The sequence below is a fragment of the Flavobacterium sp. genome (assembly GCF_043720215.1).
GTDB lineage: Bacteria > Bacteroidota > Bacteroidia > Flavobacteriales > Flavobacteriaceae > Flavobacterium.
In genome coordinates, this window is sequence record NZ_JAYSSZ010000100.1 from 1 (window position 1) to 13270 (window position 13270).

The window sequence follows — 13270 nt, forward strand, 5'->3', positions numbered from 1 at the left end:
ATCAACAATTGCTTTATACTTTCTGCTTCTTCCATAGCAATTCCTGGAATTTCTATATCGCTAGAACTTCCACCAGCAGTAAATATTTCGATTTTAGCCAATCCAAAATATCTAGAGATTACTCCTTCGTGCAAAGCAACGTGTTGCACTCTATTATAAGGAATCACAATAGTGTTTGTAGCAATTATTCCGCTTCTAAAAAGTACATCATGGTTTCTAAACGCAAAACCTTTTTTCTGGAAACTTATTCTAGAAAACAAAACAATAACAATCATTACTACTGCAAAAGCAATACTAATTTCAATTTTAACTGTTGCTAATTCTTCTATTTTATAAAAAGCAAATCCAAGAGCAATCGCTATAATCGAAAAGAAAATAAATTTATTAATAAGCGTCACTTTCCAATAAGAAGGATGCAAAGCAGTAAACTGAACTTCTTCAAATTTAGGAAGCTGTGTCGTATTTATAGTTTCGTTAGTGAAATTTTCCATTTTTATTATGTGGATTTGGTTATTTGTTGATTTGGTTAATCGGTTAACAGAATCAAACGGTTAAGCGATTAACCTTTATGGCAACCATTTCTTCTCAAAATTAGGTTTACGCTTTTCTAAAAACGCATCTCTACCTTCTTTCGCTTCTTCAGTCATATAAGCTAATCGTGTCGCTTCACCAGCAAAAACTTGTTGTCCGACCATTCCATCATCAGTCAAGTTCATCGCAAATTTTAGCATTTTTATAGATGTTGGGGATTTTGCCAAAATTTCTTGTGCCCATTCATAAGCAGTATCTTCTAATTGATCATGCGGGATTACAGCATTTACCATTCCCATTTCGAAAGCTTCTTGAGCCGAATAATTTCGTCCTAAAAAGAAAATCTCACGAGCTTTTTTCTGACCAACCATTTTAGCTAAATAAGCTGAACCATAACCTCCATCGAAACTGGTAACATCGGCATCGGTTTGCTTAAAAATAGCGTGTTCCTTGCTTGCTAAGGTCAAATCGCAAACTACGTGCAAACTGTGTCCGCCACCAACTGCCCAACCTGGGACAACACAAATAACGGCTTTTGGCATAAAACGGATTAATCGTTGCACATCTAGAATATTTAATCTGTGGTAACCGTCATCACCAACATAACCTTGTTGCCCACGGGCTTTTTGATCGCCTCCACTACAAAAAGACCAAATTCCATCTTTATTTGATGGTCCTTCGGCCGAAAGCAAAACTACACCTATAGATGTATCTTCTTGTGCATCGTGAAATGCTTGCAATAATTCGGCTGTAGTTTTAGGTCGAAAAGCATTGCGAACATCAGGACGATTGAAAGCGATTCTAGCAACTCCGTTGCATTTTTTGTACGTTATATCTTCAAATTCTTTAGCTGTTTTCCAGTTTATTATATTCATAAGTATCTATTTTAGTGTAAAAATACTATTTTTGACACTTAATATAAAAGAAACTTTTAAAATGAAAAAATTATTATCTTTTTTAATGTTTATTACATTTTCTGTAACATCATTTTCACAAACAAAATCAACTACTTATACTGAATCTGGGTTTAGTGCAGATTTCCCAAAAGAACCAACTATTCAGAAAAAAAATATAGAATCTAAAGTTGGCAAAATTGACATGACACTTTATACCTGTGAAGCTGAAAGTTTTATGATTATGATTTCAGAAAATAAATTTCCACAAGAATTAGTTACAGCTTTAGATGCTCCAGGCATTGACGGATTACTTAATGGATCAAAAAATGGAGCCTTAAACAATGTAGCTAAACAAATGGGAGCAGAATTAAAAATAATATCTGAAGAAAAATACAGTTACAAAAATAAATTTCCAGCTTTAAAAGCTATTGCAAAGCTTAACGATTATGCTGTTACAGCAATTTACATTATGAAAGGTAATCAAATGTACCAAATTATTTTGATGGGAGATACTTCAAAAAAAGAAGCAATTGATTTTTTAAACTCATTTGATGTTATTGAATAAGAATAAACTTATACAAAGAGGTTAAAGTGTTAAATTTTGAAAAAAAATGATCCTTTATGTATTTTGTGTTTTATTTTTATTTACTTTTAATGTATTGAAAATCAGTACACTATATTGATTTCAAAATTATTAATTCATTCACTGATTTATTAACTTAAAAAGAGATTTTTTGAAAAAAATTGTTTTAATTGTCGCTCTTACATGTAGTGCATTAGTTACAAGTTGTAATAAAAAAGTAGATGCTTCAACTGAAGTACAAATGGCTGATGAAGAGCAAATTGCTCCAAAAGTTGTTGATAGTATAGAAACTGATACAGTAGCCCCTATGGCTGAACCAAAAGATTCGATAAGCAAATAAAGCTTCCATCTTTAAAATTGTTAATAAACCACAGGCAATAAAGCGAATATTGATTTTTATATTGATAACAACCTAAAGAGTTGTTTTTGACAAAAGCACAAAAAAATGTTAGAATAAGAAAAAGAGCAACAGCAGCATATCATATTTGTTCTTTATTGAAAATAATTATTCTAATACAGTTTATTTAATTTTTTGATTTTAGTAAAGCATGTTATTATCACTTTACGTATGTTATTGTTTGTTTCTGAAAAGAAATAAATAGAAAAATGCCAACCTTAGTTTTAAAGTTGGCATTTTTTATTTTATGAATACTCGCTAAACTGACTAAATCTATTTTGTTACCCCAATTATTACTCCAAAATCACCATCTATTTGAGACCATTTTTTTTCAGGCAAATAGGTTCTTGAAACAAATCCATCTAAATACAATGCATTTTTGCAACCTAGGTTTTTGAAATATTCTGCAAACTCATAAAAATTTATTTCTTTTTTAGACATTACAAATACTATTTTATTACTCCGCAGAATTCCAACACCATTTCGGATATTTAAATTTGTCGAATTCTCTTTAAACGCCGAATGAATTTTTCCATTAATCACCAACATTGGTCCAGATTGTGTGGCATATTTTATTTTTCCATTATTAACAAAATCAGTAGTTAAAATTATATTTGGTATCTTATCAGTTGTTATGCAGAAAACTCCGTTTGGTTTAAGATAAAAATTTCCGTTTCCACTTGCTGTATCAATTTCTTTTTTTACAATTTTATTTTCGATATAAAGTCCTTGAGGTGAATTATCTTTTTTATACATTCCACCATTTGTTGCAAAAAGAAGTTCTTTTTTCTGTTTTTTAAGCCTAACTTTCAAATATTCTGCATTTTTAAAGTTTTCTTCTTTTTCATTTTTCCAATAAAACTGAATGTTTTGTTTTTTTGGATTAACAATATAAGTTATAAAACGCTCATCATCAGCATTTACTTTATTAGATTGAGTAAAAAAACCAAATAACAGTAATGTAATTATAATTAAAAATAAAATACTTACTTTTTTATTCATCATTCTATTTACTCTTTTACCAAATATATTCCGTCTTCTTTTATCTCAATCAGTTTTTCTTTATACAAAGTTCCAATTGCTTTTTTAAAAGTTTTCTTACTCATTTTTAGCACCGTTTTGATGTCTTCTGGGTGAGAATCATCATTTAGACGAAGAAAACCACGACTGGCTTTAAGCTCATCAAGAATAGCTTGCGCACTTGGCTCAACCTTCTCAAATCCTAATTTTGTTGCCGAAACATCTATTTTTCCGTCTGGACGAATGTTTTTTATATAACCTACAATTCTGTCACCAGTTCGCAAGTCGTCATAAACTTCATTTTTGTAAAGCAATCCTTTGTGTTTTTCGTTAATGATAACATTAATACCCACTTCGGTAATATGAGAAACTATTAGATCTACTTCTTCTCCGTTTTCGACAGTGATGTTATCGTTATTTAAAAACTGATTGGTTTTACTCGAAGCAACCAAACGATTGGTTTTCTCATCCATATAAAGGTAAACTAAATAACGTTTTCCTTTTTCCATAGGACGCGCTTGTTCTTTAAACGGAACTAGGATATCTTTTTCCATTCCCCAATCCATAAAAGCACCTACTTGATTTACATAATTTACACGCAAAAGTGCAAATTCATTCAATAAAATATAAGGTTCTAATGTTGTAGCAACTGGACGTTCTTCGTGATCCAAATAAACAAAAACGATAAGCTCCTCGCCTATCTCAAATTCGTTTGGAATATATTTTATAGGAAGTAAAATATCTTTACTAGGATCTTTATTAATCTCTGGCAAACCTAAATATAAACCAACTTTAGTTTCTCTAAGTATTGTTAGCGTGTTGTATTTTCCTATTTCAATCATTTCTTTCCTGAGGTACTAAGTTTTTGAGGTGCAAAGGTACAAAGGTTTTTAAAAACCGAGTGAAATTATCTTAAAATAAAAAAGCGCTTCATTTCTGAAACGCTTTAAATTTTATAAAAACTATTTACTATTTGTTGTAAACACTTTCTTTTTTGAAATGAACAGCAAGCAAATAATATACTACTGCTCTGTACTTGTTTTTGTTAGAACGACCATATTTTTCCATTATCGCATCAATTCCTTTGTCTAAATCAGCACCATCTTTTAAACCTAATTTCTTAATTAGAAAATTATTTTTAACGGTATCTAATTCCGATTGTTGTGAACCTGAAACTGTTGCAGCATCTGCATTATAAATAGATGGACCGCAACCTATTGTTACTTTAGTCAATAAAGCCATGTCTGGAGTTACACCACATTTGTCTTTTAAATCTGCTGCATACTTAACGATTAACTCATCTCTTTTGCTCATAATAAATAATTTATTGTTATGTTGTTAGTTATATTGAAATCAAATATAGGTTTTTTATATTTTATTAAAAAATGTTTTTTTAATAAAATATAATCTAAGTTAGGTTATTAAAATACTCATTCAAAACTAAATCATTCACTTTAGTTGGCGTAAACACTTCTAGAATCATAGGCTTATCCGATTTTAAGAGAATTTCTAAACTTTCGTTTAATGATTTTTCGTTACTAGCAATTTGATAATCAAAATTATACATTTTAGCTAAATACTCAGACGTTAAACAATGTGAGGTTTCAAAGTATGTATTAAATGTTTTATTTTCTTGATGTCCAGGCAAAATCCTAAAAATTCCGCCGCCACCATTATTTAAAAGTATAATTTTAAAATTTCTAGGAATATAATTGTTCCACAAACCATTACTATCGTATAAAAAACTAATATCGCCTGTAATTAGAATTGTTTCTTTTCCAGATGCAACTGCTGCTCCAATCGCTGTTGATGTACTTCCGTCTATACCGCTTGTACCTCGATTACAAAAAACTTCAATGTTTGTATTAATATCAAAAAGTTGCGCATACCGAATGGCTGAACTATTACTTATTTGCAACTGACAATTTTCGGGAAGTTTTGGCAATATAATTTGAAAAGCTTTAAAATCACTAAACGGAATCGTTTGCGTATAGTTTTGATGCTTTCTGGTTCTTATTTTTTTTATATCTAAAACTTTTTGCAAATAATCACTTTCTATTTTGATGGTTTTAGTCAAAAATTCATTAAAAAATTTGTTTGGAGTAACTTCAAAATGTTGCGATAAACAATCGAAAGTATCATAAGCCCGTAACGTATCAATATGCCAATGTTGTTGTGGTTTGTATTTTCGCAAAAAAGCTTTTATTCGTTTGGATACTATCATTCCGCCAATCGTAACTACTATATCTGGCTGAAAATCTTTGAAATCAGCATCAGAAAACGGCGTAATTATTGTGTCTATATTGGTGATAAAATTAGGATGACGCACATTCGATGTCACTTCAGTCATTACTACAACTGAATCATTAGTTCCTAAATCATCTAAAATAGATTGCTGAATATAATCTGGATCGCAGCCTCCTATAAGAACTAACTTCTTTTTAGCTGAATTCCATTGCTCTACAAAAACATCTAAATCAATTAATTTCTTTTCTTCTATCGGAAATGTGATCAACTTTGGTTTGACCAAAACCTCAGCAACAGTTTCATACAAAGGTTCTTCAAATGGAACATTAATATGTACTGGTCCTTTTTTTGTTACTGCAAAATGTATGGCGGATTGAATTTCAAAATCATTTTCTTCTGATGCCATTTCAAGTAAATTAGCATTATAAATACTATGATTGGCAAATACATTTTCTTGCCGAATTGTTTGTCCGTCGCCGATGTCAATTTTGTTATGTGGTCTGTCAGCAGAAATAACAACTAAAGGAATTTGATTATAAAAAGCTTCTGCAAAAGCAGGATAATAGTTTAATAATGCGGAACCAGATGTGCAAACAACAGCAACGGGCTTCTGAATTTGTTGCGCAATTCCTAATGCAAAAAAAGCCGCACAACGTTCATCAGCAATGCTATAACAAGTAAAAGCTTGATTGTTTGTAAAACCAATAGTTAGAGGTGCATTGCGAGAACCTGGAGAAATAACAATATGATGAAGATCTTTAGCTTTACATATTTCGATGATTTTTTGGGCTAAAGGTATTTTTGGATAAATCATTTTTTAAGTTTCGATAAAGCAAAGTTACAAAGTTGCAAAGGTTTTTAGTAATTTTACTCCATATTTTATTAAAAATGAACATTACTATTCGTCCAGCCACAATTGATGATATGCCTTCAGTTCTAGAAATTGTAAATCATGAGATTTTACATTCTACAGCTATTTGGGATTATGATATTCGAACTTTAGAGCAACAAATAATCATACTAAAAGAAAAGCAAGAAAAAAAATTCCCTTTTATAGTTGCTGAAAAAGATAACAAAATTGTAGGTTTTGGAACTTATGGATCGTTTAGATTTAAGGTTGGTTACAAATTTACAGTAGAACATTCTGTTTATGTTCATAAAGATTTTCATGGCAATGGAATTGGTAAATTACTATTACTAGAATTAATTACTCTAGCAAAAACCCAAAAATTACACACGATGATTGGTGTAATTGATTCCGAAAATGAAAGTAGCATTACTTTTCATGAAAAATTTGGTTTCAAAACTGTTGGAATCATTAAAGAATCTGGTTTTAAATTTGACCGGTGGTTGGATTCTGTTTTTATGCAACTTCTTTTGGAATAAATTTACATTGAATAGTTATTCTTAATCAATTATTGATATTAAGTTAATGCAGTAAATATTTACATAGTTGAAATTTGTGAAAACAAATAAACAAACTATTATGTCAAAAATTTACACATTAAAGAAAGGCTTATTTTTAATTCTTTTTACATTTTTAATTTCTAATTCATGGGGACAAACGGTTTCATTTGCTTCGGCTTTTATAGTAACAAATGAAAACCAAGGCAATTTAAATGTTACTTTAAATTTATCAAGTCCGACAACATCATCTGTAAACCTTGTGGTTAAAACCGCTCCCTTTAGTACAGCTGACACAAGCGATTTTACTTTAACTACGCAAACATTTAATTTTACTGCTGCTAGCGGAACTTCACAAGTAATTACTATTCCAATTATTGATGATATAATAGAAGAACAACATTCAGAATATTTTGTTTTAAGTTTAGAAAGCCCGTCAGGATTAACCATTGGAACAAATGCAACAACAACAATTTACATAAAAGATAATGAAACTGTTGCGCCAGTACCTAATGCAGATATTACTTTAGATTATGTTGGTAGTTTTGATCCTTCTGGTGCAGGAGCAAGTACTTGTGAAATTGTAGTTCATGATCCAGCATCTCAGAGATTGTTTACAATTAGTGCTGTTTCAAAAAAATTAGAAATTATTAATTTTGCAAACCCTACTAGCTTAAGTATTATTAATTCAATCGATATGACAACTTATGGAGGAATTACAAGTGTTGCTGTGAAAAACGGTATTGTTGCTGTAGCTTCCCCAAATGCCAACGAGCAATTAAATGGTTCAGTAGTGTTTTTTGATACTAATGGAACATTTCTAAAACAAGTCACAGTGGGCGCATTACCAGATATGATTGTTTTTACACCTGATGGAAATAAAGTGCTAACAGCAAACGAAGGCCAACCTAACGATGCTTATACCACCGATCCTGAAGGTTCTGTTTCGATTATTGATATTTCGGGCGGGATTGCTGGATTAGCCCAAGCTAACGTTACTACATTATTATTCACGGTATATAATGCCCAAGAAGCTGCTTTGATAGCTTCTGGAATTCGTAAAACAAAATCGACTAGCACATTATCGCGAGATTTTGAACCCGAATACATTACAATAAGTGCCAATTCTCAAAAAGCGTGGGTTACTATTCAAGAAAATAATGCTGTTGCAGAAATAAATCTAACAAACAATACTTATGCTGATGTTTGGGCATTAGGAACTAAAGATGCTAGTATTCCAGGAAACGGAATGGATATTTCTGATAATAACGGACAAGTCTTAATTGCCAATTGGCCAATAAAATCATATTACATTCCAGATGGAGTTGCTAATTATTCGGTAGCTGGAACCAACTATTTGGTTACCGCAAATGAAGGTGATGAAAAAGAATACACAGGTTTAAACGAAAGAATTGCTGTAAGTGCAATTGCTTTAGATGCTACAAATTTTCCAAATTCAGCAGTTTTAAAAAACAACAATAATGCTGGAAGAATGCGTGTTACTAATTTGAATGGAAATACTGATGTAGATGCACAATTTGAAGAATTGTATTCACTAGGAAGTCGTTCTTTTTCAATTTTTAATGCTGATACAAAAACGATTGTATACGATAGCGGTGACGATTTTGAGAAATACACAGCGTTAAATCCAGCATTCAGTGGTGTTTTTAATGCAGATCATACTACAAACAATACTATAAAAGTTAGAAGTCGTGCCAAAGGTCCAGAACCAGAAGGTGTAACTTTAGCAGAACTAGGCGGGAAAATTTTTGCTTTTATCACTTTAGAAAGAATTGGTGGTGTGATGGTATATGACGTTAGCAATCCAAACGATGTTAAATTTGTAGATTATAAAAACAGTAGAACAGTTTCTGCTTATGGTGGCGACAATGGCCCTGAAGGCGTAACGTTTATTAAAGCTGCTGACAGTCCAAACAGTAAAAATTATGTAGCTGTTGCCAATGAAATAAGCGGTACAATTTCTTTATTTGAAGTAAATACATCTACTTTAAATAGTAGTGATTTTGAAAACGAACCAAAAACTTTTGTGATTTTCCCTAATCCAAACGAAACAGGTATTTTGTATTTCAACAGAGTTGCAGATTATGATTTATTTGATTTTACAGGAAAACTAGTTGAAACTAAAAAAGAAGCATTAACAATAAACACTTCAAAATTATCATCAGGTATTTATATTGTAAAAACTTCGGAAGGAATTGTAAAAAAACTAGTCGTGAAATAACTTTTTCTATCCTGAAGATAATACTACCTTTGCATAAATTTAGTATTTATGTCAAACATATATTTAGGATATCATTTTACAGTTGAACCAAAAGAATTGGGTTCAGATATATTAATTGCAGAATTAGGCGAAAAACCATTTGAAAGTTTCATTGAAACCGAGAATGGTTTTTCGGCATTTGTACAAAAATCGCTATGGACAAATGATATTCTTGAGAACATTTCTATTTTAGAAAATCCTGAATTCAAAATTTCTTATACTTACGAAGAAATCGAGCAAGTAAATTGGAACGAAGAATGGGAAAAAAACTTTGAAGCGATTGATGTAGATGGGAATTGTCATGTTCGTGCGCCTTTTCATCCAAAAACTGATGCAGAATTTGATATTGTTATCGAGCCAAAAATGAGTTTCGGAACAGGTCATCACGAAACAACACACATGATGATTCAGCATTTGCTAGAAATAAATGTTACTGGAATGAAAACACTCGATATGGGATGCGGAACTGCTATTCTCGCTATTCTTGCCGAAATGAAAGGTGCTCAGCCAATAGATGCAATCGATATTGATAACTGGTGCTATTTGAACTCTATCGAAAATGCAGAACGTAACAATTGCAACCATATTTCGGTTTATGAAGGTGATGCTGCATTGCTAAAAGACAAAAAATACGATTTGATTATTGCTAACATTAATAGAAATATTTTGCTTAACGATATGCAAGCCTATGTAAATTGTTTGAACCCAAAAGGAACAATACTTTTTAGCGGTTTTTACACGGAAGATATTCCGTTTATAGATGCTTCATGCACTGAAAAAGGATTAACTTTTGTTAAAAAATTCGAACGAAATAATTGGGTATCATTAAAATATGTAAATTAGCATTTAATTCTTAAAGTTTAAAAATCGAATGTCTTAAAGTACTAAAAAATGGCTACAATAGAAAAAACGCAAGTAGAAACTGATGTCCTAGAAGCTGTCGGAATTAACAACGAAATTGTATTATTCAATGACGACGTAAATACTTTCGATCATGTAATTGACACTTTAATAAGAGTTTGCCAACATGACGAATTACAAGCAGAACAATGTGCGCTTTTAGTCCACTATAAAGGAAAATGTACTGTAAAAACCGGTTCTTTAGATGAATTAAAACCACAATGCACTCAATTATTGGAAGCTGGTTTAAGTGCAGAAATTATATGATTTACAATCTAAGAAATCTAATTTATCTAATAATCTAAAATGGAACAATACGGTAAAATATTAATTATAGCAATGCCTATCTTTTTGCTATTAATCATTATAGAAAAAGCTTACGGGTATTATAAAGGAGTTGATTATGCACCATTAATGGATAGTGTTTCTAGTGTAAGTTCTGGGATTACAAATTCTGTAAAGGATATTATGGGTTTAAGTATTTCTATATTAACTTATGAATGGATGGTTTCTAAAATAGCCTTTTTTACTTTAGAAGCATCCGCATTAACCTTTATTATTGCTTTTATTGTAATCGATTTTCAAGGGTACTGGACACACCGTTGGTCACATCAAATAAATTTTTTCTGGAATAAACATGCTATTCATCACAGTAGTGAAGAATTTAATTTAGCTTGTGCCTTGCGTCAATCGGTTTCAAGTTTTATTAATTTATTTACTTTTTTATTAATTCCCGCAGCATTATTAGGTGTTCCTGCTCAAGTTATTGCAATCACCTTGCCAATTCAGTTTTTTTCACAATTTTGGTATCACACTCGCTATATCAACAAAATAGGCTTTTTAGAAAAAATTATAGTAACTCCATCACATCACAGAGTTCATCATGCTATTAATCCTGAATATATGGATAAGAATCATTCTCAAATTTTTATAATCTGGGATAAATTATTTGGCACTTTTCAAGAAGAATTACCAAACGTCCCACCTGTTTATGGAATAACAAGACCTGCAGAAACATGGAATCCAATTAAGATAAATTTTCAACATTTATCCGTTTTAATAAAAGACGCTTGGCATGCCGAAAACTGGAAAGATAAATTCAGAATTTGGTTTATGCCAACAGGTTGGAGACCCGAAGGTTTTGATGAAAAATATCCTATTCATAAAATAAACGATGTTTTTAATTTTAATAAATTTGGAACTGAAAACTCAAATAAATTAATTGCTTGGTCAGTCACACAATTACTAATAACTCTATTATTTATTACTTACTTATTTGATAATATTGCAAAAATTGGCTTACCAAGTATCTTTATTTATGGTCTTTTTATTTTTATAACCATATATAGTTATACTGAATTAATGGACAAGAATAAGTATTCGTTTTTATGGGAAATTATTAGATTTACATTTGCCATCGCCATACTAAATTATTATGGAGATTGGTTTGGATTAGATTCTCTAATTCCGATTGGTACTTACATTGTTATGGGATATTTAGCCGTATCCTTAATTGTAAATATTTACTTTATAAATATAGAATTCAAGACTCAAAATGCATCTTTTATAAATCTACAAAATGAATAAATTTTTAAATTCTTTTTTAATTGCAAGTGCATTTTATTTATCATTAATTCTTTTTGGACAAGATGCTATTGCATGGTATTTTAAGCCTATTTTATTACCTTTTTTAATTTTTACAACATACAAATCAGAAGACTTTAGCACAAAAAAATGGTTGCTAATGGCATTGCTATTTTCTTGGATTGGTGATATAATTCTGATGTTTGCAGACAAAGGAGAGCTGTATTTTATCTTCGGATTGGTTTCGTTCTTAATTGCTCATATCTTATTTATAGTTCTTTTCATAAAGCAAAAAACAGAAAATAAAAGCACTAATAATCTATTTTGGTTAGGAGTTGTTACGGTTTTAATCTATTTAGCAAGTATGTTATCGCTATTATTCCCAAAATTAGGAGAATTAAAAATTCCTGTTTCTATATATGCTTTAACTATTTCAGTTATGTTAGTTATGTCAATAAAGGGTTATTTTTCTTGGCAAAAACCTAATAATACATTAATACTAATTGGAGCAATCTTTTTTGTTACTTCAGACAGTTTTTTAGCTATAAATAAGTTTTACAATCCTATACCAAGTTCAAATTTCATAATTATGATTACTTATATTGTAGCACAATATTACATTACATCAGGGATTTTGAAATTGAATAAAGAAAATTAAAGAGTTATAATTATTTATCTAGAAACAATTCTTTCAATCAAAGACATTATATTTGTTATAATAAACAAAAAAATCAAAATGAGAAATATTCTATATAGCTTATCACTTTTATTCTTATTTACTTCATGTATAAGTACAAAATCGACAATTCGGAATATAGACAATTCAATTATTGGTCCCGAAATGAACGAGGCTTTTGGCAGTTTTATCATTACTAAGAATGCAACTTCAAAAAAATATGGTTTTAATGAAGATTATCCTGTAAATGTGAATTTTACTTCCGTTGAAGATGGATTAAACAATCAGATCCGATTTTTAAATGCTTTAGCTGGACCAAATGGTGAAAAAATTAAGTACGAATTAAAAGATGCTTGTTGCCCTTTTCCAACAAAAAAAATCGATACTGGAGCAGGAACAATAGATACTTTCGAAATAACTTGGCAAGGACAAACCAAACCTGTTTTGCTTTATATAAACAAGTTCGAAAAAGGGGAATTACTAATTCCTGTTGGATTAACAGCAAGAAAATAAATATAATTCATTCTTTATAAACACAAAAAGCATTCTGAATAATTTCAGAATGCTTTTTTTATTCCAATTGAAAACATTTTCTACAACTGAGAATTTATATAATTAGAAATCTCTGCCATTTTAGCATCGCTTAACTTTGCCTTTTTTTGCATTTTTACTAAAATTACTGCCCAGTTTTCTTTTGAAAACTGCTTAGGTGAATTTAATTTATGGCATTTCGCACAATTGTTTTCGTAAA

15 protein-coding genes and 1 pseudogene are annotated in these 13270 nt (G+C 30.4%); 9 read left to right on the plus strand and 7 right to left on the minus strand.

What is annotated here, in order from left to right; translation table 11 throughout:
* Both ACHZC3_RS04825 and ACHZC3_RS04830 read right to left on the minus strand, forming a co-directional pair.
* A partial coding sequence (locus ACHZC3_RS04825; RefSeq protein WP_394758748.1) for a PH domain-containing protein occupies positions 1–491 on the minus strand: 491 nt, incomplete at its 3' end.
* Between the two features lie 75 nt (positions 492–566).
* Positions 567–1406, minus strand: coding sequence for a 1,4-dihydroxy-2-naphthoyl-CoA synthase (locus tag ACHZC3_RS04830; protein ID WP_394758749.1), 840 nt, complete (start codon positions 1404–1406; stop codon positions 567–569).
* Positions 1407–1467: 61 nt separating this feature from the next.
* Between ACHZC3_RS04830 and ACHZC3_RS04835 the strand changes: the two genes are divergently transcribed.
* Positions 1468–1992 carry a hypothetical protein gene (locus ACHZC3_RS04835; protein ID WP_394758750.1) on the plus strand — a complete coding sequence of 175 codons (525 nt, stop codon included), beginning with the start codon at positions 1468–1470 and terminating at the stop codon, positions 1990–1992.
* A gap of 169 nt (positions 1993–2161) precedes the next feature.
* Positions 2162–2350 (plus strand): hypothetical protein, encoded by a 189-nt coding sequence (locus ACHZC3_RS04840; RefSeq protein ID WP_394758751.1) that lies wholly within the window; start codon positions 2162–2164, stop codon positions 2348–2350.
* A gap of 330 nt (positions 2351–2680) precedes the next feature.
* Here ACHZC3_RS04840 and ACHZC3_RS04845 read toward each other — a convergent pair whose 3' ends face one another.
* The 4 genes from ACHZC3_RS04845 to menD all read right to left on the minus strand — a co-directional run bounded on the left by ACHZC3_RS04845 (position 2681) and on the right by menD (position 6488).
* Positions 2681–3412: a phosphodiester glycosidase family protein gene (locus tag ACHZC3_RS04845; protein WP_394758752.1), complete on the minus strand. Its 732-nt coding sequence runs from the start codon at positions 3410–3412 to the stop codon at positions 2681–2683.
* 5 nt (positions 3413–3417) lie between these two features.
* Entirely contained in the window at positions 3418–4269 is an 852-nt protein-coding gene (locus ACHZC3_RS04850; protein WP_394758754.1) for a S1 RNA-binding domain-containing protein, read from the minus strand.
* Positions 4270–4396: 127 nt separating this feature from the next.
* Positions 4397–4741 carry a DUF2853 family protein gene (locus ACHZC3_RS04855; RefSeq protein ID WP_394758755.1) on the minus strand — a complete coding sequence of 115 codons (345 nt, stop codon included), beginning with the start codon at positions 4739–4741 and terminating at the stop codon, positions 4397–4399.
* A 94-nt stretch (positions 4742–4835) separates the two neighbouring features.
* Complete coding sequence (menD, locus tag ACHZC3_RS04860; protein ID WP_394758756.1) at positions 4836–6488, minus strand: 2-succinyl-5-enolpyruvyl-6-hydroxy-3-cyclohexene-1-carboxylic-acid synthase; 1653 nt, start codon at positions 6486–6488, stop codon at positions 4836–4838.
* Between the two features lie 74 nt (positions 6489–6562).
* Between menD and ACHZC3_RS04865 the strand changes: the two genes are divergently transcribed.
* From ACHZC3_RS04865 to ACHZC3_RS04895, 7 genes are all read left to right on the plus strand, one after another.
* On the plus strand, positions 6563–7060 hold the full coding sequence (locus tag ACHZC3_RS04865; RefSeq protein WP_394758757.1) for a GNAT family N-acetyltransferase: 498 nt from the start codon (positions 6563–6565) through the stop codon (positions 7058–7060).
* Between the two features lie 100 nt (positions 7061–7160).
* The gene (locus ACHZC3_RS04870) at positions 7161–9320 is read left to right on the plus strand and encodes a choice-of-anchor I family protein (protein WP_394758758.1); all 2160 of its coding nucleotides are present in this window, start codon (positions 7161–7163) and stop codon (positions 9318–9320) included.
* A gap of 48 nt (positions 9321–9368) precedes the next feature.
* Positions 9369–10202 (plus strand): 50S ribosomal protein L11 methyltransferase, encoded by an 834-nt coding sequence (prmA, locus tag ACHZC3_RS04875; RefSeq protein WP_394758759.1) that lies wholly within the window; start codon positions 9369–9371, stop codon positions 10200–10202.
* A 48-nt stretch (positions 10203–10250) separates the two neighbouring features.
* A complete protein-coding gene (locus ACHZC3_RS04880; RefSeq protein WP_394758760.1) occupies positions 10251–10526 on the plus strand; it encodes an ATP-dependent Clp protease adaptor ClpS in 276 nt (91 codons plus the stop codon).
* 39 nt (positions 10527–10565) lie between these two features.
* A complete protein-coding gene (locus ACHZC3_RS04885; RefSeq protein WP_394758761.1) occupies positions 10566–11846 on the plus strand; it encodes a sterol desaturase family protein in 1281 nt (426 codons plus the stop codon).
* Positions 11839–12501 carry a lysoplasmalogenase gene (locus ACHZC3_RS04890; RefSeq protein ID WP_394758762.1) on the plus strand — a complete coding sequence of 221 codons (663 nt, stop codon included), beginning with the start codon at positions 11839–11841 and terminating at the stop codon, positions 12499–12501. The genes ACHZC3_RS04885 and ACHZC3_RS04890 overlap by 8 nt, the downstream gene beginning before the upstream one ends.
* Before the next feature lie 78 nt (positions 12502–12579).
* A complete protein-coding gene (locus ACHZC3_RS04895; protein ID WP_394758763.1) occupies positions 12580–13032 on the plus strand; it encodes a 2-dehydro-3-deoxyphosphooctonate aldolase in 453 nt (150 codons plus the stop codon).
* An 80-nt stretch (positions 13033–13112) separates the two neighbouring features.
* On the opposite strand, the pseudogene ACHZC3_RS04900 reads toward ACHZC3_RS04895, so the two are convergent.
* Positions 13113–13270: pseudogene (locus ACHZC3_RS04900) on the minus strand (cytochrome c); the annotation flags it as partial.

Excerpts from the sequence above, each read along its gene's own strand:
- ACHZC3_RS04830 (WP_394758749.1), bottom strand. The coding sequence starts at position 1,406 with ATGAATATAATAAACTGGAAAACAGCTAAAGAATTTGAAGATATAACG.
- ACHZC3_RS04835 (WP_394758750.1), top strand. The coding sequence starts at position 1,468 with ATGAAAAAATTATTATCTTTTTTAATGTTTATTACATTTTCTGTAACA.
- ACHZC3_RS04845 (WP_394758752.1), bottom strand. The coding sequence starts at position 3,412 with ATGATGAATAAAAAAGTAAGTATTTTATTTTTAATTATAATTACATTA.
- ACHZC3_RS04850 (WP_394758754.1), bottom strand. The coding sequence starts at position 4,269 with ATGATTGAAATAGGAAAATACAACACGCTAACAATACTTAGAGAAACT.
- ACHZC3_RS04855 (WP_394758755.1), bottom strand. The coding sequence starts at position 4,741 with ATGAGCAAAAGAGATGAGTTAATCGTTAAGTATGCAGCAGATTTAAAA.
- menD (WP_394758756.1), bottom strand. The coding sequence starts at position 6,488 with ATGATTTATCCAAAAATACCTTTAGCCCAAAAAATCATCGAAATATGT.
- ACHZC3_RS04865 (WP_394758757.1), top strand. The coding sequence starts at position 6,563 with ATGAACATTACTATTCGTCCAGCCACAATTGATGATATGCCTTCAGTT.
- ACHZC3_RS04870 (WP_394758758.1), top strand. The coding sequence starts at position 7,161 with ATGTCAAAAATTTACACATTAAAGAAAGGCTTATTTTTAATTCTTTTT.
- prmA (WP_394758759.1), top strand. The coding sequence starts at position 9,369 with ATGTCAAACATATATTTAGGATATCATTTTACAGTTGAACCAAAAGAA.
- ACHZC3_RS04880 (WP_394758760.1), top strand. The coding sequence starts at position 10,251 with ATGGCTACAATAGAAAAAACGCAAGTAGAAACTGATGTCCTAGAAGCT.
- ACHZC3_RS04885 (WP_394758761.1), top strand. The coding sequence starts at position 10,566 with ATGGAACAATACGGTAAAATATTAATTATAGCAATGCCTATCTTTTTG.
- ACHZC3_RS04890 (WP_394758762.1), top strand. The coding sequence starts at position 11,839 with ATGAATAAATTTTTAAATTCTTTTTTAATTGCAAGTGCATTTTATTTA.
- ACHZC3_RS04895 (WP_394758763.1), top strand. The coding sequence starts at position 12,580 with ATGAGAAATATTCTATATAGCTTATCACTTTTATTCTTATTTACTTCA.